This window comes from Limnohabitans sp. Rim8, assembly GCF_945901735.1.
Taxonomy (GTDB): Bacteria; Pseudomonadota; Gammaproteobacteria; order Burkholderiales; family Burkholderiaceae_C; genus Limnohabitans_A.
The window spans coordinates 75,478-99,431 of sequence record NZ_CAMDLM010000007.1; the positions used below are offsets into that span (position 1 = coordinate 75,478).

At 58.4% G+C, this 23,954-nt stretch carries 26 protein-coding genes; 18 read left to right on the plus strand and 8 right to left on the minus strand.

What is annotated here, in order from left to right:
- Nucleotides 1-47: 47 nt before the first annotated feature.
- The 5 genes from Q0O99_RS05220 to Q0O99_RS05240 form a co-directional block, all read right to left on the minus strand.
- Nucleotides 48-830, minus strand: a complete 783-nt coding sequence (locus Q0O99_RS05220) for an ABC transporter ATP-binding protein (RefSeq protein ID WP_293749273.1) — start codon at nucleotides 828-830, stop codon at nucleotides 48-50.
- Complete coding sequence (locus Q0O99_RS05225) at nucleotides 827-1,660, minus strand: ABC transporter permease (protein WP_293749275.1); 834 nt, start codon at nucleotides 1,658-1,660, stop codon at nucleotides 827-829. Before Q0O99_RS05225 ends, Q0O99_RS05220 begins: the two co-directional genes overlap by 4 nt.
- A 3-nt stretch (nucleotides 1,661-1,663) precedes the next feature.
- The gene (locus tag Q0O99_RS05230; RefSeq protein WP_293749277.1) at nucleotides 1,664-2,629 is read right to left on the minus strand and encodes an ABC transporter substrate-binding protein; all 966 of its coding nucleotides are present in this window, start codon (nucleotides 2,627-2,629) and stop codon (nucleotides 1,664-1,666) included.
- 286 nt (nucleotides 2,630-2,915) lie between these two features.
- Nucleotides 2,916-3,719 (minus strand): class II aldolase/adducin family protein, encoded by an 804-nt coding sequence (locus Q0O99_RS05235; RefSeq protein WP_293749279.1) that lies wholly within the window; start codon nucleotides 3,717-3,719, stop codon nucleotides 2,916-2,918.
- A 111-nt stretch (nucleotides 3,720-3,830) separates the two neighbouring features.
- Nucleotides 3,831-4,562: a Crp/Fnr family transcriptional regulator gene (locus Q0O99_RS05240; protein ID WP_293749280.1), complete on the minus strand. Its 732-nt coding sequence runs from the start codon at nucleotides 4,560-4,562 to the stop codon at nucleotides 3,831-3,833.
- 143 nt (nucleotides 4,563-4,705) lie between these two features.
- Here Q0O99_RS05240 and Q0O99_RS05245 point away from each other — a divergent pair, with 143 nt between their 5' ends.
- The 11 genes from Q0O99_RS05245 (at nucleotide 4,706) to gndA (ending at nucleotide 14,333) form a co-directional block, all read left to right on the plus strand.
- Complete coding sequence (locus tag Q0O99_RS05245) at nucleotides 4,706-5,704, plus strand: ABC transporter substrate-binding protein (RefSeq protein ID WP_293749282.1); 999 nt, start codon at nucleotides 4,706-4,708, stop codon at nucleotides 5,702-5,704.
- Nucleotides 5,705-5,738: 34 nt separating this feature from the next.
- Nucleotides 5,739-6,503 (plus strand): ABC transporter ATP-binding protein, encoded by a 765-nt coding sequence (locus tag Q0O99_RS05250; protein WP_293749284.1) that lies wholly within the window; start codon nucleotides 5,739-5,741, stop codon nucleotides 6,501-6,503.
- Nucleotides 6,493-7,248 (plus strand): ABC transporter permease, encoded by a 756-nt coding sequence (locus tag Q0O99_RS05255; RefSeq protein WP_293749286.1) that lies wholly within the window; start codon nucleotides 6,493-6,495, stop codon nucleotides 7,246-7,248. Before Q0O99_RS05250 ends, Q0O99_RS05255 begins: the two co-directional genes overlap by 11 nt.
- A 37-nt stretch (nucleotides 7,249-7,285) precedes the next feature.
- On the plus strand, nucleotides 7,286-8,344 hold the full coding sequence (locus tag Q0O99_RS05260) for a TauD/TfdA family dioxygenase (RefSeq protein ID WP_293749288.1): 1,059 nt from the start codon (nucleotides 7,286-7,288) through the stop codon (nucleotides 8,342-8,344).
- A 19-nt stretch (nucleotides 8,345-8,363) separates the two neighbouring features.
- Nucleotides 8,364-9,857 (plus strand): aldehyde dehydrogenase family protein, encoded by a 1,494-nt coding sequence (locus tag Q0O99_RS05265; protein WP_293749290.1) that lies wholly within the window; start codon nucleotides 8,364-8,366, stop codon nucleotides 9,855-9,857.
- Nucleotides 9,858-9,866: 9 nt separating this feature from the next.
- Nucleotides 9,867-10,481 (plus strand): BMC domain-containing protein, encoded by a 615-nt coding sequence (locus Q0O99_RS05270; RefSeq protein ID WP_293749292.1) that lies wholly within the window; start codon nucleotides 9,867-9,869, stop codon nucleotides 10,479-10,481.
- Nucleotides 10,478-11,443: a nuclear transport factor 2 family protein gene (locus Q0O99_RS05275; protein ID WP_293749294.1), complete on the plus strand. Its 966-nt coding sequence runs from the start codon at nucleotides 10,478-10,480 to the stop codon at nucleotides 11,441-11,443. Before Q0O99_RS05270 ends, Q0O99_RS05275 begins: the two co-directional genes overlap by 4 nt.
- Nucleotides 11,440-11,709, plus strand: coding sequence for a EutN/CcmL family microcompartment protein (locus tag Q0O99_RS05280; RefSeq protein WP_019427481.1), 270 nt, complete (start codon nucleotides 11,440-11,442; stop codon nucleotides 11,707-11,709). The genes Q0O99_RS05275 and Q0O99_RS05280 overlap by 4 nt, the downstream gene beginning before the upstream one ends.
- Before the next feature lie 66 nt (nucleotides 11,710-11,775).
- Nucleotides 11,776-12,048 carry a BMC domain-containing protein gene (locus Q0O99_RS05285; protein ID WP_108355326.1) on the plus strand — a complete coding sequence of 91 codons (273 nt, stop codon included), beginning with the start codon at nucleotides 11,776-11,778 and terminating at the stop codon, nucleotides 12,046-12,048.
- A gap of 29 nt (nucleotides 12,049-12,077) precedes the next feature.
- Nucleotides 12,078-12,743 carry a microcompartment protein gene (locus tag Q0O99_RS05290; protein WP_293749300.1) on the plus strand — a complete coding sequence of 222 codons (666 nt, stop codon included), beginning with the start codon at nucleotides 12,078-12,080 and terminating at the stop codon, nucleotides 12,741-12,743.
- A 183-nt stretch (nucleotides 12,744-12,926) separates the two neighbouring features.
- Nucleotides 12,927-14,333, plus strand: coding sequence for an NADP-dependent phosphogluconate dehydrogenase (gndA, locus tag Q0O99_RS05295; protein ID WP_293749302.1), 1,407 nt, complete (start codon nucleotides 12,927-12,929; stop codon nucleotides 14,331-14,333).
- A gap of 41 nt (nucleotides 14,334-14,374) precedes the next feature.
- Here the strand turns inward: gndA and Q0O99_RS05300 are convergent, their stop codons facing one another.
- From Q0O99_RS05300 to Q0O99_RS05310, 3 genes are all read right to left on the minus strand, one after another.
- Nucleotides 14,375-15,649 (minus strand): Y-family DNA polymerase, encoded by a 1,275-nt coding sequence (locus tag Q0O99_RS05300; RefSeq protein WP_293749304.1) that lies wholly within the window; start codon nucleotides 15,647-15,649, stop codon nucleotides 14,375-14,377.
- Between the two features lie 3 nt (nucleotides 15,650-15,652).
- Nucleotides 15,653-16,093 carry a LexA family transcriptional regulator gene (locus Q0O99_RS05305; RefSeq protein ID WP_293749306.1) on the minus strand — a complete coding sequence of 147 codons (441 nt, stop codon included), beginning with the start codon at nucleotides 16,091-16,093 and terminating at the stop codon, nucleotides 15,653-15,655.
- A gap of 71 nt (nucleotides 16,094-16,164) precedes the next feature.
- Entirely contained in the window at nucleotides 16,165-16,800 is a 636-nt protein-coding gene (locus Q0O99_RS05310) for an SOS response-associated peptidase (RefSeq protein WP_293749308.1), read from the minus strand.
- Nucleotides 16,801-17,048: 248 nt separating this feature from the next.
- On the opposite strand from Q0O99_RS05310, the gene Q0O99_RS05315 reads away from it, so the two are divergent.
- The 7 genes from Q0O99_RS05315 (at nucleotide 17,049) to Q0O99_RS05345 (ending at nucleotide 23,953) form a co-directional block, all read left to right on the plus strand.
- Nucleotides 17,049-17,822 carry an ABC transporter ATP-binding protein gene (locus tag Q0O99_RS05315; RefSeq protein ID WP_293749310.1) on the plus strand — a complete coding sequence of 258 codons (774 nt, stop codon included), beginning with the start codon at nucleotides 17,049-17,051 and terminating at the stop codon, nucleotides 17,820-17,822.
- Nucleotides 17,822-18,523: an ABC transporter ATP-binding protein gene (locus tag Q0O99_RS05320; RefSeq protein WP_293749312.1), complete on the plus strand. Its 702-nt coding sequence runs from the start codon at nucleotides 17,822-17,824 to the stop codon at nucleotides 18,521-18,523. The genes Q0O99_RS05315 and Q0O99_RS05320 overlap by 1 nt, the downstream gene beginning before the upstream one ends.
- A gap of 66 nt (nucleotides 18,524-18,589) precedes the next feature.
- Complete coding sequence (locus tag Q0O99_RS05325; RefSeq protein ID WP_293749314.1) at nucleotides 18,590-19,810, plus strand: ABC transporter substrate-binding protein; 1,221 nt, start codon at nucleotides 18,590-18,592, stop codon at nucleotides 19,808-19,810.
- A gap of 99 nt (nucleotides 19,811-19,909) precedes the next feature.
- Nucleotides 19,910-20,767 carry a branched-chain amino acid ABC transporter permease gene (locus Q0O99_RS05330; protein ID WP_293749316.1) on the plus strand — a complete coding sequence of 286 codons (858 nt, stop codon included), beginning with the start codon at nucleotides 19,910-19,912 and terminating at the stop codon, nucleotides 20,765-20,767.
- Nucleotides 20,764-21,774, plus strand: coding sequence for a branched-chain amino acid ABC transporter permease (locus Q0O99_RS05335; protein WP_293749318.1), 1,011 nt, complete (start codon nucleotides 20,764-20,766; stop codon nucleotides 21,772-21,774). Before Q0O99_RS05330 ends, Q0O99_RS05335 begins: the two co-directional genes overlap by 4 nt.
- Nucleotides 21,775-21,778: 4 nt before the next feature.
- The gene (locus tag Q0O99_RS05340) at nucleotides 21,779-22,939 is read left to right on the plus strand and encodes an acyl-CoA dehydrogenase family protein (RefSeq protein WP_293749320.1); all 1,161 of its coding nucleotides are present in this window, start codon (nucleotides 21,779-21,781) and stop codon (nucleotides 22,937-22,939) included.
- Nucleotides 22,940-23,953: an NAD(P)-dependent alcohol dehydrogenase gene (locus Q0O99_RS05345; RefSeq protein ID WP_293749322.1), complete on the plus strand. Its 1,014-nt coding sequence runs from the start codon at nucleotides 22,940-22,942 to the stop codon at nucleotides 23,951-23,953. It abuts the gene before it with no gap.
- The last annotated feature ends 1 nt before the right edge of the window (nucleotide 23,954 follow it).

Here is a 23,954-nt window from a genome sequence, read left to right on the forward strand (position 1 = left end):
AGGGGATCTTCAAAGCGCAATAACCGGGGTGTCGACGTGGGATGCGCTCAATGCGTGTCTGTGGCCATGGCTTCGGCCCGGATTTCTTCGGTCAGCTGCGCCTTCAAGGCCATGAACTCGGGCGAGGTCTTGATCGTGTAATGGCGGGGGTGCGGAAAATCCACCGCCAACTCGGTCTTGATGCGACCGGGGCGGGCGCTGAACACCGCCACGCGGTTGGCCATGAAAATCGCCTCGTCGATGTCGTGCGTGACAAAGAGCACGGTTTTTTGCGCCGACTCCCAAATGCCCAGCAGCAGCTCTTGCATCAGCACGCGGGTCTGGTTGTCCAGTGCGCCAAAGGGTTCGTCCATCAACAAAATTTTGGGGTCGTTGGCAAGTGCCCGCGCAATTGCGGTGCGCTGCTGCATGCCGCCTGACAATTGTTTGGGGAAGTGCTGTTCAAAGCCCCGCAGGCCCACTTTGGCGATGAAGTCATCGGAGCGTTCTTTTTGTTCGTGCTCGGGCATGCCGCGTTCGCGCAGGCCAAAGCGGATGTTTTGCTCAACGTTCAGCCACGGAAACAGCGTGTAACTCTGGAACACCATGCCGCGGTCGGCTCCCGGGCCTTGCACCGGCACGCCGTCCAGCAGCACCTGGCCGGTGGTGGGCTGATCGAGCCCCGCCACGATGCGCAACAAGGTGGATTTGCCGCAACCCGAAGGGCCGAGGATGGTGACGAAATCGTTTTCGCACACTTCAAAATCCACCGGGGTCAGGGCTTGAGTGGCTTGTCCTTTGGGCGAGGTGAAGACGCGCGAGACGCCTTGGATCGACAGTTGGCTGCTCACAGTGAACTCCAGGCAAACAGGCGGCGGTTGAGCGCCTTGAAGGCAAAGTCAGACACCAAGCCAATCAGGCCAATGACGATGATGCCGAAGATGATTTGGCCGGTGTTGAGCAGCGCTTGGCTGTCGGTGATCATGTGGCCAATGCCTGAGGACGAACCGATCAATTCGGCCACGATCACATAGGTCCAGGCCCAGCCCAGCACCAGACGCAAAATTTCGGCGATTTCGGGCGCGGCACCCGGAATCAGCACCCGCTTGACGATGCCCGAAGGCGCGGCGCCCAGGGTGTAGGCGGCTTCGACCAGGTCACGCCGCGCTGCGCCCACGCACACCGCCACCATCAGCACGATCTGGAACACCGAGCCGATGAAAATCACCAACACTTTTTGCAACTCGCCAATGCCCGCCCACAAAATCAGCAAGGGGATGAAGGCCGAGGCGGGCAAATAGCGGCAAAAGGACACAAAGGGTTCCAGGAAGGCCTCCACCCCTTTGTGCGCGCCCATCGCAATCCCCAGCGGCACGGCGATCAGACTGGCCAAAATGAAGCCGGCCAGCACCCGCCAAATCGTCATGGCGATGTCGTGGGAGAAATTGAATTCGGTGAACAAGAGGATGGCCTCTTGCACCATGGTCACTGGACTGGCCAAAAACGTGGGTGAAACATAACCACCCAGCGTGAAAAATGCCCACGCACTGAAAAAAAGAATGAAAAAACCGATGCCCAGCAACCACCGTGACTGCGCGCGCACCGGCTCCAGGGGAGCCAGTGCACGGCGGCGCGGCCGCACAGCGTTCGATGGGATCGAAGTCGGGTGTGCGGAGGTCATGCTTTACTTGATGAAGCTGGTGTCGAACATGACCGAAAAGTCGGTGGGTGCTCTGCGGATCACACCGGCTTCCAGCAAGATGGCGGCAGCGTCCTTCATGAAGCTTTGCAATTCGCCCGCAAAGAACTTTTGGTTGGCCGCTTTGTCTTGCCAGCGCAGGAAGGACGATGATTTGGCAAAAGCCTCGCCGGTTTGCCTCACGGCTGCGCCCATGATTTCGTTGGATTTGACCGGGTCGTTCTTGATCAATTCCAAGGCCTCAAAGTAGGCATTGGCCAGACTTTGCGCGGCCTTGGGGTTGGCCTTGAGCCAATCAGGGGCGCAGCCTACCGTGTCCATGACCATGGGGTAGTCGAGCGTGGTGGCCAAAATTTTGCCGGCCTGTGGGTTGCTGCGCACGGTGGACAAATAAGGCTCGTAGGTCATGGCCGCATCGTTCTGGCCGGCCACAAAGGACTGGGCCGCCGCCTGGGGTGACAAGGTGACGAGCTTGACGTCTTTCATGCTCATGCCGTTTTTGTTGAGCATCCAGGCCAAGCCGAAATAGGGCGCTGTACCGGGCGCATCCACGCCAATACTTTTGCCCTTGAGGTCAGCAAAATTGTTGATGTTGCCGCGCACCGCAATGCCATCTGCCCCAAATGACTTGTCGAGCTGAAAGATCTGAACAATGGGCACGCCATTGGTGTTCCAAGCCACATGCGTCTCCACGGTGGTGGCAGCGCACTGGATGGCTTTGGAGGCCAGGGCCAGGTGGCGGTCTTTCTGGGGAATCATTTTGATGTCGACCTCCAGACCGTGTTTCTTGAACAAACCTGCTTTGTCGGCCAGGGTCAGCGGGGCAAAGCCCGTCCAGCCTGACATGCCCAGGGCCAGTTTGACCTCCTGGGCTTGCGTTTGAAAGGCCAGGCTGGCCGTGACCGCACCGGCCAGGATCAGCGAGGCGAATTTGACGTTTGACTTGCGCATGAAGGAACTCCTTTTTGTTGATCAAGCCCGCTTGACATGGCCGAAAACGGCACCGACCAGCAGGCACAAAGCCACCACCAACACCCCATTTAACTTGTATAGACAGGATGATGACAAAAGAAAAAAGCTGCCCGCGTGCAGGAAACAACATCTCTCCCAACATCCGCACCAGCAGAGAGCATCATCAGGCCCTCAGCCCCAAAAGGCATCGGGAATTACACCATCTTGCTGTCTATACAAATAGGTGTTAAGGATGGCCATGACACGCAGCAAGGCGTGTGCCAGCTCACACCGCGTAACCAGGTGACACCTTGTCGGCCAGGCGCAGCATGGCTGGCCATTCTTTCCAGCCCAGCGGGCTGCGCCCCGCAGGGTATTCGCGCAGCGCGGCCTTGTTGAAGCCCAAGCGGCTGATCTGCTCGGCCACACCGTCTGGCGGAAAGTTCAATTCTTGCCCGCAGGCCATGGCGTCCAGCTGGGCCTGGCAGGCTTTTTCAAGGTGCCACATGCTGCTGAATGCTTCGGCCACGGTGTAGCCCACCACCAGCGTGCCGTGGTTGCGCAAGACCATCACCATGTGGTTGCCCAGATCGCTGGCCAAGCGCTCGCGCTCTTGCAAATTCACGGCCAGGCCTTCTGACTCGTGGTAGGCCACCTTGCCGTGGAACATCATGGCGTGCTGGCTCAGCGGCAGCAGGCCGCACTTGAGCATCGAAATGGCCATGCCCGCACGGGTGTGCAAATGCAGCACGCAATGGGCATCGTCGCGCGCCGTGTGAATGGCGCTGTGGATCACGAATCCGGCACGGTGCACGTCGTGCGGGCTGTCGTCCACCTTGTTACCATCGCTGTCGATCTTGACCAGGCTCGACGCCGTGATTTCGTCAAAAGACCAGCCAAAGGGGTTGATCAGGTAATGCGCAGTGCCCGGCACCCTGAGTGAAATGTGGGTGTAAATCAGGTCGGTCCAGCCGTGGTGCGCCACCAGCCGGTAGCAAGCCGCCAGGTCAATGCGGGCCTGCCACTCTTCGGGCGAGATGTGGGTGGGCGCAGGGCCGCGGGTGGCGTGCAGATCGGTCAGTGGGGTCACGTTGGGGCTCCGGAAAAAACGCGGGCTGCGCTGTGGCAAAAAAGACATTTCACTGTATCAGGCACGGCAGTGAAAGCTGAGCCAGAAGTGACCACCTGCGGCACAGAGCGCTCAGCGAAGCGGGGCCTTGCGCAGCAACACAATGTTGCGGTAGCCCAGGCGGATCAGGCCTTGCTCCTGAAAGTGCCGAAGCTGCTGGTTGACGCGCTGGCGAGATGCGGAGGCGGCTTGGGCCAGGTCGGACTGGCTCACGCGCAGCATCACCCCGTCGGGCACGGTCACGCTGTTGAATTTGGCAATGCGCTCCAGCGCAGCCCACACCCGCTGCTCCAGGCTGTGCATACCCCGGTCGGCCAGGGTGTCGAAGAGTTGGTTGATGCGCAGGCCCAGGATGCGCAACAAATCCACCGCCACGGCGGGGTCGTTGGTGATCAGGTCGACCAAGCGGGCTCGCTCAATGTGCAGCACCTGGGTGGCGCCCACAGCCACCAAATCAGCGGGGTAGGTGGATTCGGCAAACACCGAGCTCAAGCCCGAAATTTCGCCAGGCAGCATCCAGCGCAGCAATTGCTCTTCGCCTTCGGGGGTGGTCACGCTCACTCGCAAGCGCCCCTTGACCAGCAGCAAGGCGGTCGAAGTGGATTGGCCTCGGCTGAGCACCACTTGTCCTTCTGTCCATGAGCGCAACACGCCCACGCTGTGCAGCGCTTTGGCCGATCGTGCTGTCAGTGCCGAGTTTTTGGCCCACACCTTGGTGAAGACATCGGCATCCAGTGCCTTGTAAGCCGGTTCACGCGGGCCACTGGGCGAGCTGATGGAGGGGCGATTGGGGGGCAAGGGCATGGTGTCTCCGTCCTGAGGCAATGTTTTTTTGAGTGCTTTCCCCTAAATTGTCACATCAGAAACAATTTGCGGCCTCTGGGAGCCATTAAATCTGGGCACCGAGCTTGACGGTGATCAAGTCAAAGAACCCCATTGGAGACGACATGAAATTTTCTGCCCCTGCATTTGTACGCACCAGCCTGGGTGCCATCGCCCTGACTTTGGGCGCCAGCGCCATGGCCCAATCCGTGGTGCGCTTCCAAGACTATCCTGGCACCGGCAATTTGCTGGTGCGTGTGGCCCAAGAACAAGGCTTTTGCCAACAAGCGGGCATTCGCTGCGAACTGCGCACCATCCCGGCCGCGCCATTGGGCATGCAGACCATGCTCTCGGGTGACATCGAAGTGTTTTTTGGCCCGACCGAAGTGGCGGCTGCAGCCGTGGCCCGCAAGGCCCCCATTTCCATCATTGCCGCAGGCTTCGCTGACCCGGTGTTCTTCATGGCCGCAGGTGCAAAAACCGAATTGGCGACCGAAAAAGAAGGCTACCCCGGCGTGGTCAAGTCCTTCAAAGGCAAGAAAATCGGCGTGACCCAACGTGGCTCAGGCGCTGAATTCCAGGTCATTGACATGCTGGCGGATGTGGGCCTGACCGCGAACGACGTGACCTTTGTGGCCGTGGGCGCACCCGACACGGCATTTCCTGCCCTCACACGCGGCCAAGTTGATTTGATCATGACCTTCCCGCCCACCGATGGCATGTGCGAGGTGCTGAAAGCCTGCCGCCTGGTGGTTGACCCCCGCAAAGGTCAGGGCCCCAAGAGCATGCTGGCCACCCGTGGCGGCGCTGGCACCATGGCAGTGAAGACCGAATGGGCAGCGGCCAATCCGCAAACGGTGGCCGGTATCCGCAGGATGCTGGATTTGTCGGATGCTTTCATCGCCAACCCGGCCAACTTCGGCAAGACACTGGAGATCCTGCGCAAGACCTTTGCCCTGCAATTGCCCAACGCAGACCAGATCGCTGAGGTCAGCCTGCGCAACTCCATCGGCAACTTCAAGGCCCGTGGCACCGTGCCTGCCATGCAGGCGGTGGCCGATGCCATGACCGAAAACAAGCTGTTGCCCGGCAGAGTGGACATGGCACCTGCGGTCTTGCCTTGAACCTTGGCCATCGCGATATGTCCAGGGAATGTTCATGATCGACGCACAGCGCATCGACCTGAGTTTTGACGGCGACAACCTGGTGTTGCAGGGCGTAGACCTGCACGTCAAGGCGGGGGAGTTTGTTGCGCTTGCAGGCCCGAGTGGCTGCGGCAAAACCACATTGCTCAACCTGTGCGCGGGGCTGGTGGATTTGCCAGTTGGTCAGCGGCTGCTGGTGGCCGGCGAACAGCCTGCACTCGGCAGCCATGAGGTGGCTTACATGTTGGCGCGCGACAGCTTGTTTCCCTGGCTCAATGCACTGGACAACGCCGCATTCGGCCTGAAGGTGCGGGGTGTGCCCATCGCACAGGCCCGGGAAAGGGCCGCAGTGATGCTCAAGAAAGTCGGGTTGGGCGGGTCTGAATACCGACTGCCCAAAGCCCTGTCTCATGGCATGCGCCAGCGCGTGGCGCTGGCACGCACTTTTGCCATGCCATCGCCCCTGTTGCTGATGGACGAGCCCTTTGGGTCATTGGATGCGCAAACCAAGCTGCAATTGCAAGACCTGCTGCTGCAGCTGTGTCAGGACGGCAACCGAACGGTGCTGTTCGTGACACACGATTTGTCTGAAGCGGTGGCCCTGGCCGACCGGGTGATGGTGATGTCCTCGCGGCCCGGCCGCATCGTGGCCGATGTGCAGGTGCCGCTGGCGCGTCCGCGCTCCATCCGCGAGCTGCAAACCAGCGATGACTTCCGCCGCACCTACACCCAAGTCTGGAAACATCTCGAAGAAGGTTGGGTGCACCATGAAGGCTGAAACACTTCGCACGCTGGCGCAGCATGCCCTGTTTGTCTGCGTGTTTCTGGGTCTGTGGGAGTGGGGTGCCCGAGTCGGTTGGGTGGACCCGAGTTTCATGGGCAGCCCACTCGGCATCATCACGTTCACGCTGGAAAACCTGAGCAACGCCCGCTTGTGGGGCGATTTGGGCTACACGCTGCTGGCCGTGTTCGCGTCTTTTGTCATTGGCTCGGTCGCCGCCATGGTCACCGGCCTGGCCTTTGTCACCTGGCCCAAGTTTGAGGCGTTTTGCGATCCCTACATCTCGGCCTTCAATGTGCTGCCGCGCATTGCCTTGGTGCCCTTGTTCATTTTGTGGTTTGGCTTAGGCGTCGGCTCCAAGATCGCGCTGGGGGTGTCGCTCACCTTCTTCATCGTGCTGTCCAGCACGGTGGCGGGCATTCGGGGCGTCAGCCAGGACCATGTGACGCTCACGCGCACCCTGGGTGCCAGCAGTCGGCAGATGTTTTTCTCGGTCACCTTGCCGGGCGCTGTTCCGGTGCTTTTCTCAGGATTGCGCTTGGGCGTGATCTATGCCCTGCTGGGCGTGGTGGGCGCAGAAGTCATTGCTTCCGAGCGTGGCCTCGGGCAGCAACTCGCTTATCTGGGATCCACATTCAACGTCAACGGCGTGTGGTCTCTGCTGTTTGATCTGGCGCTCATCGGGGTGCTGATCATGAAGCTCATGAACTGGATCGAACGCCGTTTGCTGCACTGGCAATGAAGCCTGCAAGCCAAAACCACATCAAGGAGATACAAGCATGAAATTCCGTCACATCCAAGTCGACCCCATGACGCCCACCATCGGCGGCATGATCAGCGGCGTTGACCTGAACACCACCCGATCAGAAGACGTTTACGAAGAGATCCAGCAAGCGCTGTGGCAACACGGTGTGGTGTTCTTCCGCAAGCAGGCCTTGAAGCCCGAGGCCTACATTCGTCTGGGCCAAAACTTTGGCGAGATGGAAAAGCACGAGTTCTTTCCTCACATAGAGGGCCATCCACACATTCAGCTGATCTCGAATGAGGGCAACGAAGCCCCTGAGACCGACCGCTGGCACACCGACGTGACCTTCCGCAAAAAGCCCAACATGGTGTCCATCTTGCGCATCACCGACCTGCCCCCATCGGGCGGCGACACGATGTGGATGCACGGGGGCGCTGCGTATGACGCGCTCAACCCCGGCATGCAACAAATGCTGGAGGGCCTGCAGGCTGACCATGATTTGCCTTGGCACTTTCGCCGCATCAATGCCAACGAACGTCTGGCACAGCGTGCCTCGGCCAAGAGCGGCATGATGGTGCAGGCCAGTGCCCAAGAGTGCAAGATGATCGAAAACACGCCCACGGTGACGCACCCGGCCGTGATCACCCACCCCTACAACGGCCGCAAGATTTTGTTCGTCAACTCGATCTGGACCAAGCGCTTGCTGGGCATGCACATGGACCTGTCCGAGTCGGTGCTGAACATGCTGTACGAGTGGGTCAAAAAGCCCGAATTCATGGTGCGCTTCCGGTGGGAAAAAGACTCGGTGGCCATGTGGGACAACTGCGCCACGCAGCACTACGCCGTGTTCGACTACGCGCCGCACTACCGCGCTGGCCAGCGCATGACCTGCGGCAGCTTTGTGCCCACGCTCAACCCCGGTGCCGGTGCCGGTGCTGCGGCAAGTGGTCAGCCTTCGGTCATGCGCCAGCTGCTGGACACCACCCGCATGCAAGCGGCCAGCCCGCGTGAGCAACAAGCGGTCGAAGCCATCTTCAGCGCCCTCGAAAGCGTGGACCTGAACGCCGTGGCCAACGCCGCTCAGCGACGTTGAACGTGAGACACCCTCTGACATGAGTTCCAGCAACCCCATCGATCTGGCCGACCACGACCTGGCTGCCTTGCAGGAGGCCCGCGACTTGCTGGGCCGCGCCCGGCAAGCCGCTGCCACGCTGGCGCTGTGGACCCCCGAAGAAGCCAAACGGGTGGCCAAAGCAGTGGCCGCCGCCTTGCTGCCGCGCGCCGAGTTTTATGCCGAGTGGGCCGTGCGCGAAAGCCGCATCGGCAAAGTGGCCGACAAGATCGCCAAGAACCAGATTGCTTGCACGCTGACGTCGACCGCTTGGGACAACGTCGCTTTGGGTGGTGTGCGCCGCAACGATGCACTGCGCATCGTCGAAATCGGCCGCCCTGCGGGTGTGGTGGTGGGTTTGTCCAACTCCACCTCGCCGGTGGCCACCATCATTTTCAAGACCATCCTGTGCCTGATGACGCGCAACGCGCTGGTCATCTCGCCGCACCCGGTGGCGCTGGGCTGCTGCACCGCCGTGACCCATGAGTTGCAAGCGGCCATTGAAAAAGCCGGTGGTCCGGCACATGCCTTGCAGATCCTGACCCGCCCCACCGTCGAGGCCACTGGCGCACTGATGCGCGACAGCCGCACCGACGTGATCTTGGCCACCGGCGGCACGCCCATGGTGCGCGCCGCTTATGGCTCGGGCAACCCCGCCATTGGCGTGGGCTCGGGCAATGTGCCCGTTTATGTAGACGCCAGCGCCGACATTGAAGGGGCAGCAAAAACCATCGTTGCCGACAAAAACTTCGACCACGGCAGCCCCTGCTCAGCCCCTTCAGTGCTGATGCTGCACGCCAGCATCGCCACGCAGATGCAGCAAGCGTTGGCGCGTCAGGGTGCGCATGTGTGCACCGACGCAGAGGCACTGCAAATTCAAAACCACGCCTTCCCCGGCGGCAAGTTCAATGGCAAAGTGGTCGGCCGCCCCGCGTTTGAGATTGCCCAAGCCGCAGGCGTTCAGGTGCCGCAAGATTGCCAGGCGCTGGTCTGCCCCATCGCCAACCCGCAAGCGGGCCATGTGCTGCTGAAAGAAAAGCTTTCGCCCATCTTGGGCTGCGTGGTGGTGCCGGGCATGGACCAGGCCATTGAGATGGCGCGCCTGATGCTGCAGCACAGCGGCGCAGGCCACACCTCGGGCGTGCACACCGCCAACGCCGAGCAGGCGGTGGTCTGGGGCGCGGCGCTCGACTACTACCGCGTGGTCGTCAACGGCTCCACGGTGCACGACAGCACAGGGGCCAACACCGGCTTGCCCTACACCTTCACCATCGGCACGGGTTACGCGGGCAAAAGCTCGGTGGACTGCAACGTCGGCCCTGAACTTTTGGTCAACTGGAAACGCGTGGCTTTTCCGCTGCCAGGCGGCTGGGCCGGGGCCATGGCTTCGGGCGCGGCTTTGCCCGCCAGCTCAGGCACCGCGTCCACCCTCACGCCTGAACTTCAGGCCACCGTCCTGCGCATCGTGCAGGAAGAACTCGAACACCTTCGCTGAAAGTCCCCCATGTCCACTTTGCGCAGCTATATTTTTTTGGACCGCTTGCAGCCACAGCTGATGTGTTTGCTCGGCTCTACCGCCCGTGGTTTTTTGCCGCGCCACAACGACGCGGCCATGGTCATCGAAGTGGCCCCCGGCATGGACATCGAGTGGTTGACCGACATCGCGCTCAAGCACGATGATGTCAAGCCCGGTAACCTGGTGGTCGAGCGTCAGTTCGGCTATCTGGAGTTCCACGGCCAGTCTTCCTCGTCGGTCAAGTCGGCCGGTGCCGCCGTGTTGGATGCCATGGGCGTGAGCGAGAAAAGCGTGATCAAGCCCGAAATCCTGGCCTCCAAGGTCATTGACCGGGTCGATGGCTACCACGCGTTTTTGATCAACCGCAGCAAGGCGGGCAGCATGCTCTTGCCCGGCGAGTCGCTCTACATCATGGAGATGACCACCTCTTCTTATGCGCTGCTGGTGGCCAACGAGGCCGAGAAAGCCGCCAACGTGAAGCTGATCGACTGCCGCTTCATGGGTCCCGCCGGGCGCTTGTATTTGTCGGGCACCGCATCCGACGTGCGCACCGCAGCGGCCGTGGCCGAGGCCGTGATCCGCGATGCCGGAGGTGTCGCATGAGCACAGACGCTTTGCGCGAACAAATTCGGGCGCAGGTGCGCACGGCTTTGAGCGGCAGCAAAGCCACGGGTGTGAATGCATCGGTGGCATCGGTGACCGCGTTGATGCACCGCTTTGAAGCCGGTTATGCCATCGCAAATGCCGAGGCCATCGTGGCTTGCTTTGCCCCCGATGTGGTGTGGACCTTGCCCGACTCGCGCGTGCTCCGTGGCCGCGAAGCCTGCCTGGCGTTTTTGAAAGAGCGCTTTGCCAGCCCCGCCGGCCCCAAATTTTCGGATTCGCACCTGAATGTGCTGGGCCAGACCGTGGTGCAAAACTACAAGGTGAGCGTGCCACTGCCCGGTGGCCAATCGGTCACGCTGGACGGCACCGATGTGTACCAGATTCGCGATGGCTTGATCGCCGTCAAAGACGCTTATTGGAAGCAGATCGGCGCGCCCAAGCCTGCGGGAGCTGGATCGCCAGCGCCTGCAGCCCCGGCTGCTGTACCTGCTGGCGTGGTGGTGCCCTTGCGCGTAGGCACCGGTGCCCACGCGCAAGCTTTGACAGAACTCTTCAAACGCCTGGCCGCCAGCCCGGCACTGCTGCAGGCGGCGCAATCGGGCCTGCTGCGTTTTGACATGCGGGTGGACGAGGCGGCGGTCAAGGCGGTGGCCGCTGCTGCACCTGCTGCACCCGTGACGTCGGCCATGGCCGCCACCACCGCCACCGACCCGGCAGCTTGCTGTTCGTCCTGCAAAGCAGGCAAGGCCTGCGAGTGCAAGGGCGACACCTGCGCACTGCACGATCACCCAGCCGAAGACCTACCCGAGCTCAAGGGTGTGATCGGCGAGAAGTTGCTGAAAACCCTGCCGCCGAGCGTCAAAACCGTTCGGCTGCACCCCAAGGCGGTGATGACCCCCTTGGGCAAAGAAGCCTTGCGCAAGCGCGGCATCACCATTGAACGAGGAACCAAACCATGAAAACAGGAACCGTGATCGGCCGCATCGTGGCCAGCAAACGTCTGCCCGAGTTGCCCGCGGGCGCCTTGCTGGAGGTGCAGCTGGACTACCCCAAGGACGTGGTGGTGTGCTACGACCCCATGGGTTGCGGCATTGGCGAGCGCGTGATGATCACCATCGGCGCACCTGCGGCCTGGTGGTTCGCCCCGGCTCACCCGCGTGTGGTGGCCGATGCACTCATCATCGCCTCGCTTGACAACTACGACACCCCAACGCCGATGCGCTGAGCGCATCTGTATTTTTTCCCTCAACCCTTCCCTCAACCCGTTTTTTAAACCCTCAAGGAGACTCACATGTCACAAGCCATCGGAATGATCGAAACCAAAGGTTATGTTGCTGCTTTCGCGGCCGCTGACGCCATGGTCAAAGCCGCCAACGTCAACATCGTTGGCAAAAAAGAAGTCGGTGGCGGCCTGGTCGCCATCATCGTTTCGGGCGACGTGGGTGCCGTCAAGGCCGCCACCGAAGCCGGTGCTGAAGCCGCAGGCGCGATCGGTGAAGTGGTGTCTTGCCACGTCATCCCACGTCCACACGCTGACGTGACCAAAGCCTTTGACGGCAAGTGATCGCAGGCTGTTGCAGATAAGGAGGCCGCATGGCCACAACTAAAAAAACCGCAGCGCCTGCCAAGCCGGCCGCTGAGCTTCGGGTTTACCTGACGCTCACCGACCTGCAGCCGCAGTTCTCCTCGTGGATGAGTTCGCCCCTGGGCGCACGCGGCTACGTGGCGATGCAAGGCACCCACGCGCTGCTGGTCGAGATCGCCCCCGGGCTGTCCATCCAACGCGTGATCGATCTGGCCCTGAAAGCCGAGCCCACACTGGAGCCTGGCATTCTGGCGGTCGAGCGGCAGTTTGGCGTGCTGGAGTTGCACAGCAACGATGGCGCTGCGCTCAAGCGTGCCGGCCAGGTCATTCTGGACTGGATGGGGGCCAAGGCCGAAGACCAGTTGCGCCCGCATCTGCTGTACAGCGACATTCTGGAAAACGTGACCGATCAGCACGCCGTGCTGATGAACCGCACGCGCCAAGCCAGCATGGTGCTGCCCGGCGACCACATGCTGCTGATGGAAGTGGCACCGGCCCTGTTTGGTGCCCACATGGCCAACGAAGCCGAGAAAGTCGCCCCCGACCTCACCTTGGTCGAGTGCAGCATGATTGGTGCCAGCGGCCGCATGTACCTGACGGGCAGCATGGCTTCGCTCGAAAAAGCCAAGGCGCATGTGGAGCAGTTGCTGGCCGAGATTCCGGGCAGGGGCTGATGCTCGCTGGTTCGGTTGAAAAACCTGCCAAGCCAGGGCTTTGTGGCCCGAAGCGGGTCAGTTTTTTGGGTACCCCTTGCTGGCGCCAGGTGCGCGACACCTGGCGCATCGACCGCCAGCGACAATCCGCATGCCCGCTCTGTTGGTGAATGCGGCGATTGAATACAAGGGGTCAACGCAAACATGCAAACCATGGACATCGGCCTTGTTGGCTTGGGCGTGATGGGGGAAAACCTCGCCCTGAATCTGGAGCGCAACGGGTTTTCGGTCAGCGGGTTTGACTTGGACGCTGCCCGCCGCGAGAACTTCGCGGTGCGCACGCAGGGCCTGCGGGCACAAGCCGCGTCGTCGCTGCCCGAACTGGTGGCCAGCCTCACAGTGCCCCGGCGCATCTGGATGATGGTGCCCGCCGGTGCGGCGGTGGACCAGGTGCTGACGCAGCTGCGCCCTTTGTTGTCGGCAGGCGATGTGCTCATTGACGGTGGCAACACGCTGTACACCGACACCCAGCGCCGTATCGCTGACCTGCAGGACTCGGGCATTTTGTACGTGGGCGCGGGGGTCAGTGGCGGCGAAGAAGGCGCTTTGCTTGGCCCGGCGCTCATGCCTGGCGGCTCGCCCGGAGCCTGGCCCTTGGTGCAGCCCCTGATGCAAGCCATGGCGGCCAAGGCCGAAGATGGGCAGCCGTGCTGCGAGTGGATGGGGCCGGGTGGGGCGGGCCACTTCGTGAAGATGGTGCACAACGGCATCGAATACGCCGACATGCAAATGATCTGCGAAGCCTATGCCTTCATGCAAAAGCTGGGTTTGTCGGCCGCAGAAATGAGCGCTGTTTTTGCCAGCTGGAACGAGGGTGAGCTGGGCAGTTACCTGATCGACATCAGCGCACAAATCCTTCAACACACCGACCCCGAGACCGGTGTGCCTTTGGTGGACATGATCTTGGACACCGCCGAACAAAAAGGCACGGGCAAATGGGCCAGCCAGGTGGCGCTGGATTTGGGCGTGCCCGCGCCCACCATTGCCGAGGCTGTATTCGCCCGCACTCTGAGCGCCATCCAAACCGAACGCGTGGCGGCAGCACAGGTTTTGCACGGCCCTGAAACAGCGCCCTGGCCCGAGCGCGGTGTGGTCTTAGCCCAGCTGCGGGGTGCCCTGATGGCCGCCAAGGTTTGCGCCTACGCCCAAGGCTTTGCCCTGTTGCGCGCTGCCGATCGTGAACACCACTGGCACCTGCCCATGGCCCAGGTGGCCCAGGTCTGGCGGGCGGGCTGCATCATCCGCGCGCACCTGCTCGAAGACATCCGCCGCGCCTACCAAAACCAAGCCGACCTGCCCAATCTGCTGATCGACCCGCACTTTGCCCGCGTCATGGCCGACTGCCAACAAGACCTGCGCGAAGTGGTGGCCAAAGCCGCGCTGCACGGTGTGCCCATGCCCGCCTTCATGAGCGCCCTGAGTTACTACGACGCCTACCGCGCGGCCCGTTTGCCTGCCAACTTGCTGCAAGCCCAGCGCGATTATTTTGGCGCCCACACTTACCAGCGCACCGACCGAGCGGGCAAGTTCCATACGCGCTGGGGGGAGTGACCGCCCATCCGCATGCGTTGGCATCGGGATGACTGAGGGGGTCAAACCACAGGGAGGGCATCCCAACACGTTGTGTAATTGGGCGACTTGCGCTCTTGCCGCATCTGCCAGCCCTTGAAAGCACCCTGCGTGGACACCTTCACCGTCCCGCGACCATAGCGCTGGTTCAGCTGGTCCAGCGCTTGCATCAGCTTGGCGTTGCTGGTGGTTTCGGGCTCCAGCAGATCGCCTTGCCTGCGTGTGACCGGGCTGATCTCGCTGAGCATGATCCCGGCCTTCTTGTATTGGTAATCGGGCTTGAACATGCGCTCGCACAACTCACTGGCCCATCGGTTGACCTCCAGGCTGTCGTGGGTTGGGTAGGGCAGCGGCACGGCCAAGCTGGGCATGTATTGCGGTAACTCTTTGCGAAACCGGTTGGTTTGCAAGAAGACCTGGATCACCGCAGCGTGGCTGTTTTGCGCACGCAGCTTGGCGCAGGCATTGGCCGAAAATGTGGACAGCGCGTCCTTGAGCACGTCCAACTCGGTGACCATGCCGCCGAACGATCGGCTGCAGATGATCTGCTGCCGCTCGGGTTGGATTTCTTGCAGCGCTATGCAGGGCACCTCCTGCAACTCGCGCTGTGTCTTTTCCATCACCACGCCGAATTCGGTCCTCAAGGTCGGCACATGGGCCACGCGCAGGTCTTGCACGGTGTGCACGCCGTGTCTGGCCAGCTTTTGTGTGAGTTGGCGTCCAACCCCCCAGACTTCTTCCACTGGAATGTGTTCGAGCAACTGTGTTTTTTGCTCGGGGCTCAACGCGTTGTAGTTGAAGACACCTTTGGAGCGTGGGTGCTTCTTGGCCACATGGTTGGCGAGTTTGGCCAAGGTCTTGGTGGGGCCAATGCCCACGCAGACCGGCATGCCCGTCCACATGCCAATGCGGTCGCGCATGGCATAGCTGACCTCGCGCATGTTTGGGGTGCCCGTCAGATCCACAAAGCATTCATCGATCGAATACACCTCGCTGCGGGGGGAGAACTCGCTCAGGATGTTCATCACCCGGTTCGACATGTCGGCATACAAGGCGTAGTTGCTGCTCATGGCCAGGATGCCGTGTTGCTCGGCCAGTGCCGTGCACTCAAACCAGGGGGCGCCCATCTTCACGCCCAAAGCTTTGGCCTCGTTGGAGCGGGACACCACACAACCGTCGTTGTTGGACAGCACCACCATCGGGACATGCGTCAGGTCGGGCCGGAAAATCCGCTCGCAGCTGACGTAGAAGTTGTTGCAATCCACAAGCGCCAGGGCTTGCACCTTCGGCGGGGCCATGGCTCAGTACAGCTTGTGCAGGTTGCGCGTCACCACGCCCCAGATCACCAGCTCCTCGCCATCCTTGACCACGATGGGTGGGTACAGCGGGTTCTCAGCGATCAGCTTGACCACACCGCCACGGCGGTACAGGCGTTTGACGGTGTAGTCGTTGTTCAGCACCGCCAACACAATGTTGCCGTGCTTGGCTTCGATGGAACGGTCCACCAACAGCTCGTCGCCTTCATAGATGCCGATGCCACTCATCGAGTCGCCTTTGACCCGGAAGATGAAGGTGGCTTCCTTGTTGCGGATCAGGTGCTCGTTCAGGTCAATGCGCTTGCGCGTGTGGTCCGCTGCAGGCGATGGAAAGCCGGCCACCACGGGCCAGGTGCAGACATCCAGCCAGACGGGGGTGTCTGGAACCCATACCGGGGAAAGCGAAGAATCAAGGGGAGAAGACATCGCTTGAATATACTGGATAAATAACCAGTCTTTCAAGTTGACACATTGGGCACGGCGAGTGAACTTTGGCTTCACATCCGGGGCGCTGGACAGGCCACCAGCTCTGGCATGTGCTGCCAGCGCATCAGCTCGGCAGCCTGGGGGACATCGGCACCCAGCCAGGCATTGTGCAGCGCCGGTGCGATGACGACGGGGGTGCGTTTTTCATCGCCGGGCTTGTGAAACTGCTGCATCACCGGGTGCGCGTCGGCATTGACCGTGAGCATCGAAAAACTCACCACCCGCTCCCCCGAGGCCGGGTCTGTCCAGCGGTCCCACAGGCAGGCGATGCCGAACGGATCGCCACTGGCCAGAGCGATTTTCCAACGCACAGCCTTGCCGGACGCGTAGCTGGGCTCATAGAAGTTGTCGACCAACACCAGGCCAAACTGCCGCTGCCGCCACGCGGTGCGGTAGCTGGGTTTTTCTGCGGCGGTTTCGCTGCGGGCGTTGTAGGTGTGGCGACTGATCTTGTCGTCCTTGGCCCATGCCGGGATCAGGCCAAACCGGGCCAGACCGCAAGCGACCCGGCCCGTCTGGTGGCTCTTGACCACGATGGGGGATGCAAACCCGGGGTAGGACTCTTCGGGGTAGCCCGCAGGCAAGTCAACGCCGAGCTTGTCCTTGACCCATGGGGCGCGTTGGGTTGGGGTGAAGTTGGTGCACACAGGCGCAGTTTATCGCTGGCATGGGGCAAGGTGTCCCATCGCTGATGGGCCGTTTTGGCACCCAGCGCAAGGGGTCATCTTGTGCCCATCGGGTGCGATACAGCTTGGGCCCTTGACAGGGAAAACCCCAGTTGTAGACGACCGGTCTAATAATAAAATAAATTTTGCCGTTGTGTGATGAGGTCAAGTTCGTCGACACAAAAGAATATTCAGACACTTCACGTGCAACCAGGAAAGACACAGTTCAAATGCCTGAGCCAGAGCGACTGCTAACGTTGAATCAAGTCAGTAAAAATTTTGGTGGCGTACAAGCCGTTAAGAATTTGAGCTTTGATGTGAACTCCAATGAAATTGTGGGATTGATTGGACCTAACGGATCGGGCAAATCCACGTCGGTCAATTTGATTTCAGGCGCGGTGCCAACCAGTTCGGGCGACATAGTTTGGCGAAACCAAAACGTCAACAAACTCCCCATCAGCCGGCGTGTTCCGCTGGGTTTGGCACGAACATTTCAAACCACAAGTTTGCTTGCAGAGTTCAGTGTGCTGGAGCAAGTTTTCACTGCATGCCATACGAGCTACAGTGTTTCCCCGTGGCATTCAGTTCTGAGAATGAAAAGCGCAAGAGTGCAGGACGCCGAACAACGCGCTAAAGCGCAAGAGTTGGTGGAGTTTGTGGGTTTGGGAGATGTCATCAACGATCTGACATCGACGATTTCATCGGCTCAGCAACGGCTGTTGATGATTGCAACCGCAATGGCTTCAGATCCCAAGCTGATCTTGCTAGACGAACCAGCGGCAGGCATGGTGGCGAAAGAACGCAAAGACTTGGCCGAAGTCATCATGCGTATTCGCAAAAGAGGCTTGGCTGTGCTGGTCATTGAGCATCACATGGGGCTGATTATGGAAGTGTGTGATCGCATTGTGGTGCTCAATTTTGGTGAAAAAATAGCTGAAGGTAAGCCTTTGGACATTCAGCGCAACTCGGCCGTCATCGAAGCGTATTTGGGTGGGGTGCATTGATGTTGCATATTAAAAATCTCACAGCAGGTTATGGAAAAGTCAATGTTCTACATGGGATCAGTCTTGATGTGAATGAGCGTGAATGTGTTGCGCTGATTGGGGCCAATGGCGCAGGTAAAACAACCACATTGCGTTGTATCTGTGGCCTGAACGAGGTACGTTCAGGCAGCATTGAATTCATGAATGAACGATTAGACGGATTAAGCGGTCATGCCATTGTTCGCAAAGGGATCACCATGTGCCCTGAAGGTCGGCAAGTGTTCGCCGAGATGTCGGTGGTCGAAAATTTAGAAATGGGTGCGCACACTCGGACAGACAACGAGCAGAAAAGTGACGTCGAAAAAATGCTCGATCTGTTTCCCGTATTACGCGAGCGGGCCAAGCAAAGAGCCGGAACTCTTTCCGGTGGTGAACAAGAGATGCTGGCCATAGCGCGGGCATTGATGGCGAGACCCAAACTTTGTATCTTCGATGAGCCTTCGTTAGGTTTGGCTCCCAAAATTGTTGAAGAAGTCGAGCAAATTTTGGTGCGCATCAAAGCAATGGGAACAACCATCGTCTTGGTTGAACAAAACGCAGCGATGGCATTGCGCTTGGCAGATCGCGCTTATGTTTTGGAAGCGGGCGAAGTGGTATTGCATGGCACCGGCCAGGAACTCAGAAACGATCCGCAAGTGAGCAAAGCCTATTTGGGCTATTGAGGTGGTAGCGGCTGCCTTTGAAAAGGTCGCTGCAAAAACGATTTTTTTATAAACTGGAGACAACGAATGAAACTGAAGACACCTTTGACTTTGGCTGCACTGGCCTTGAGTGCAGCCTTGATGCCTTTCGCACACGCAGCGGATGAAGTGTTGGTGATCGGCGTGAACGATGCATTAACCGGTGGTGGTGCTGTCTACGGCTTGCCGCAAGCCAACGCAGTTCAAATGGCTGCCGATGAAATCAATGCAGCGGGCGGTATCAAGGCGGGCTCTATCAACTACAAACTCAAGGTCATCACCTCGGACGACAAAGCCAACCCAACAGAGGCTACCAACAGTGTGCGAAAGCTGATCGACCGTGACAACGTGAAATATCTTCTGGGTTTTTGCTGCTCCGGGTCAACCAGTGCTGTAGCTTCCTTCATCGCCAAAGAGGATGCAGTCATGTTGGTGGGCAACGCTGCTGAACGCGCCATCACAGCACAGGGAATCGCCAACGTATTTCGGACACGTCCACCTGCAGACTTCACGGGCGCTGCAGCCGGTACATTCGTGGCACAAAGGGGTGCGCGCAATGTTGCGGTCATTGGCGCTTTGGAAGTTGGTTTTTATACCCAATATGTAGATGCATTCGAAAAAGAGCTGAACAAAGTGGGTGGCAAGATTGTTGCAAAAGAAGCATTTGGGCTTCGTGATCGCGATATGACACCGCAATTGACTAAAATTCGCGGTCTCAAACCGGATGCAATCCTTGTCGTGGGTTACGTTGAGCCTGCCGCATTTGTGTACCGTCAGGCATTGGAATTGGGCCTGAATGTTCCGCGTTACGGTTTTACCAGTGGCAGCGAAGAGCAGTTTCTGAAGGTTGTGACAAGTGCCCAAATGGAAGGCGTTTGGGATCTGCGCCCAACAGAGCTGACCATTGAAGCGTTGGGTCCACAAGCCAAGGCTTACGATGCCAATTACAGGAAAAAGTTCAACCAATCGCCCACCCCCAGTTCGCCTTATGCCTACGACCAGGTTTACGTGCTGAAAAATGCCATCGAACGCGCAGGCAGTGCCAAGGATGCCAAAAAAGTCGCCGACGCTGTGCGGACTTTGCCAATTCCCAAGGAAGCCGTCATGAAGTACATGCCCAACGATGGCGGTGCAATTTTCGACCAAAACGGCCAAGCCTACACGTCCAATGGCGCTTTCCAGTGGCAAAAGGGCAAGTGGGTCTTCGTGGCCGAGTTGCCATCGGATAACAAAACCTATTCGCAATTCTTGCGCAGCATTCGCAAATAAGTCCTGAGCGTTATTGGTCAACCCCCCGCGACTCAGTCAAAAACTGAGTCGCGATGGTTTCTGTCTCCCGCAGCTGGGATATCCGAACGGTGAAATGCGATGAATGAATTACTGCAACAAATATTCAATGGGCTTGCCATTGGTTCTGTCTACACCTTGGTGGCACTTGGACTGACCGTTGTATTTGGAATATTAGGGATTGCGCATTTTGCACATGGCTCATTGGCCATGTTTGGGGGCTACTTAACGTTCGTATTTTCGACAACGATGGGACTTCCCCTGTTTGCAAGCATGGCATTGGCGATGCCTGTGGGTGCTGTGTTGGGAATGCTCATTGAGCGCTTGGCCTATCGACCAGTACGTGATGCACCGCACATCAATGCCTTCATCATTGCTTTGGGACTGACAATGATGCTGGAAGGTGGCAACTTGCTGTTATTTGGAGCCGATCAGGTCATCATTCAAACGCCCTACCAAAAAGTTTTTGATTTTGGAGGCATCTTCGTTGCACAGCTCCGCATGGTCGTGATCGTGACGTCGGTCACTTTGGTTGCAATTGTGATGTTTCTTCTTTTAAAAACAAAAACCGGAAAATCTGTTCGCGCTGTGGCTCAAAACCGACATGCGGCGGTGTTGATGGGTGTGAATGTGAATTTGGTCTCTTCGGTGGTGTTTGCTATTTCTTCAGCCCTTGGGGTTGCGGCAGGTGCATTAATCGGCGCTTTGTTGGCGCTTGCACCAGGCGTAGGTGAAAGCTTTGCTGTGAAGGGATTTGCAGTATTGATCTTGGGTGGACTTGGATCATTGCCGGGTGCAATTTTGGGGGGCTTGGTTTTGGGTGTCAGTGAGTCTTTGGCCGCAGGTTTTTTATCGTCCGCTTACAAGGATGTGATCTCCTTCTTAATCATGATCTTGGTCTTGCTGGTCATGCCACAAGGCTTGATGGGGAAAAAATGATGCGCTTTTTCAACAAACCTTTGCTATTCAGCGTAGCCGCTATAGCAGGTGCTTTGGCGATGCCACATGCCTTCAAATCACCCTACTACATTCATTTGATGACCTTGGCGTTGATTTGGATTGTGCTTGCACAGGGCCAAAATTTAACGCAAGGATTTGTGGGTTACGTGTCGATCGCACAAGCAGGATTCATGGGCATAGGTGCTTACATATCCACCTTGTTGACCATGAACTTTGGTGTTTCGGTTTGGACTACGCTGGTGATTGCGCCCTTGCTGACCGGGGTCATGGCTGTAGTTGCGGGGTATCCGAGTCTCCGAGTAAAAGGACACTATTTTTCAATTGTCACGTTAGCGTACAACATGGTGATCTTTATTGTGTTGATGACGTTTCGCGCTCTCACCGGAGGCGAAGCCGGAATACCTGATGTGCCACGTCCCAGTGAACTGACACTTTTTGGGCATGTCTTCAGTTTCGAAGGGCGCAGCAATCTCAACTATTACGCTCTTGCTTTGTCTGCCGCGGTTTTGGCAACTGTTTTTTGCGCCTTGGTGTTGCACTCTCGTGCAGGACGGGTGATGTTGGCTATACGCCAAAACGAAGATCTCGCAGAAGCCATGGGCGTCATGACTTCACGCTACAAGTTGTTTGCGTTTGTTATGAGTTCAATCTTGGCCGGTTTGGCGGGCACTCTATATGCTCACTACATCGGCTTTTTGAATCCTGAGCCGTTTGGCGTCGATCAATCTTTGAACATCATTTTGGCGGTCATTTTGGGCGGTAGCGGGACGCTGACAGGCCCCATCGTTGGCGCAGTTTCGGTCACATTCTTGCCTGAAATTTTACGGTTTGCGGACAGTTTTCGGCTCATCACCTATGGATTGATTTTGGTGGTGGCTACGATTTTCTTGCCTAAAGGGTTGGTGCCTTTGGTTGCCTCCCTGTGGCGATGGTCAAGAACGAGTCGACCCATCGCAAGTCATAACAAGCCGGCCAGCAAGGCATGAAGAAATGACCGTAGACACTGAAGAGCTGTCCAAACGTGCGACCAGCGTCATCGAAGAAGCCCATCAATTTGCTCAAAGACATCTAGCCCCGAATGCAGCTCAATGGGGGAAGGGCCTTTTTGACCGGCAAGCTTTATTTGAGCCTGCTGGATCTGCTGGATTATTGCGCCTACAAGTTCCGCTGGAGTACGGAGGATTTGACTTGTCATTCGCTGACAAGGTCAAGGTGCTGTACGAGCTAGCCCGGATTGATTTCAGTGCTGCCATGGCCTTGGTGAATTCACACAACGTTGCTGTGCAACTTGTGAAAGCATCCCCCAATCAGTTGGCACCTCGGTATGTCAGTGATTTACTGCGCGGCAGCTTTGTGGCATGCACTGCGCTGACTGAGCCGGACGCAGGATCAGACTTGGGCCAAGTTAAAACCACGGCCATCCGAAATGGTGAGGGTTGGTTGCTTAACGGGACTAAGACTTGGATCATCAATGCTGTGCATGCTGACGGTGTCGTGGTTTACGCTCAAACTCAAGCAGGTTCAGGCGTCAAGGGAATTGCGGCATTCTTTATTCGTGCTGATTCGCCAGGATTCGAGCGCCTTGCCGTTGCCACCAGCAGTGCCCTGAGCAGCATGGGTATTGGAGGATTTCGCTTGACAAACGTCTATTGCGATTCCTCTCACCTCTTGTATGAGCCAGGCCAGGCGTTTGTCGACATCATGGGTGCCATCAACCGTGCGCGCACTTATGTTGCGGCAATGTGTTGCGCGATGGTGTCGCAAGCTTTATCCGACGTGAGTGTTTATGGCCACAAGCGAACCGCATTTGGCCAGTCTTTGGATCAATACCAAGGCTGGCGATGGCAAGTGGCACAAGCAGCAACAGCTTTGCAAGCAGCTGAGCTTTTGGTCAGGGAGGCATGTGACCTCATTGACAAGGGGGGTGAGGTTCAAACTGCTGCTGCTCAAGCCAAACTGTATGCCACCAGCATGGCTCAGACGCAACTGGGTTCTCTTTTGCATGCCATGGGTGCAGAAGGATTTTTAGATCGTTATGCTTTTTTAAGGCATCTCACTGCGGCGCACACAGCTTCATTGGCCGACGGCTCTACAGCGATGCTGCTGGAACGTGTGGCGCATGAATTTCGTTTCAAACCAGGAGCAACCTGAATGCGCGTCTTTCAAATCGAGGGGGAATGGGGAATTGATCACCTGAAACTTTCCCAGCGTCCTGAACCTACAGTCAGGGATGGTCAGGTTTTGGTGCGCATGCGCGCCTCTTCGCTCAATTACCGCGACCTCGTTGTGCCGGAGCGCGGTTATGGCGCCTACACGGGCCAATTGCCATTGATTCCCATCTCTGATGGGGTGGGAGATGTCATCGCGGTCGGGGCGGGCGTGACGCGTGTCCGGGTAGGTGATCGAGTTTGCCCCACTTATTTCCAGGGATGGATTGGGGGAGAACCCGATTTGCAGAGGCTCACCCAATCTCTCGGAGGGCCTATTGATGGGACCATGACGGAGTTGATGTGTCTTTCTGAACAAGGTGTTGTGTCCGTTCCAAGCTACTTGAGTGATATCCAAGCTGCAAGCCTTCCTTGCGCCGCTTTGACTGCTTGGAGTGCTGTGGTCACTTCCGGTCATGTCAAGTCAGGTGACCGAGTTTTGGTACAAGGATGCGGCGGAGTGGCTTTGTTTGCACTGCAGTTCGCCAAAAGCTTAGGGGCTCATGTCACCGTTATCAGCTCAAGCGGAGAGCGAATGGAACGTGCGAGCGCATTGGGCGCAGATGCCGTGATCAATTACCGTGAACAGCCCGAATGGGCAAAAGCCACACGCGAGGTGACGCAGGGACGTGGATACGATTTGATTTTGGAGTTGGGGGGTGAAAAAACACTCCCTCAATCGCTGCGCTGCATTCGTCCAGGCGGTACTTTGGCCATGATTGGCATCTTGTCAGGAAGCAGCCTCAACACCTCCTTAGGTCACATCATCACCCGCCAAGTTCGCCTTCAGGGCGTGACGGTTGGACACCGCGATGGGATGGAGGCCATGCTGCGGGCCATGGCACAGCACAAGATCGTACCCGTGACCGACAAGGTCTTTGCTTTCGAGGAACTCAAAGAAGCCATGACGTATTTGAAGAGTGGCGCACAGTTCGGCAAAGTCTGTATTGCCCATTAAA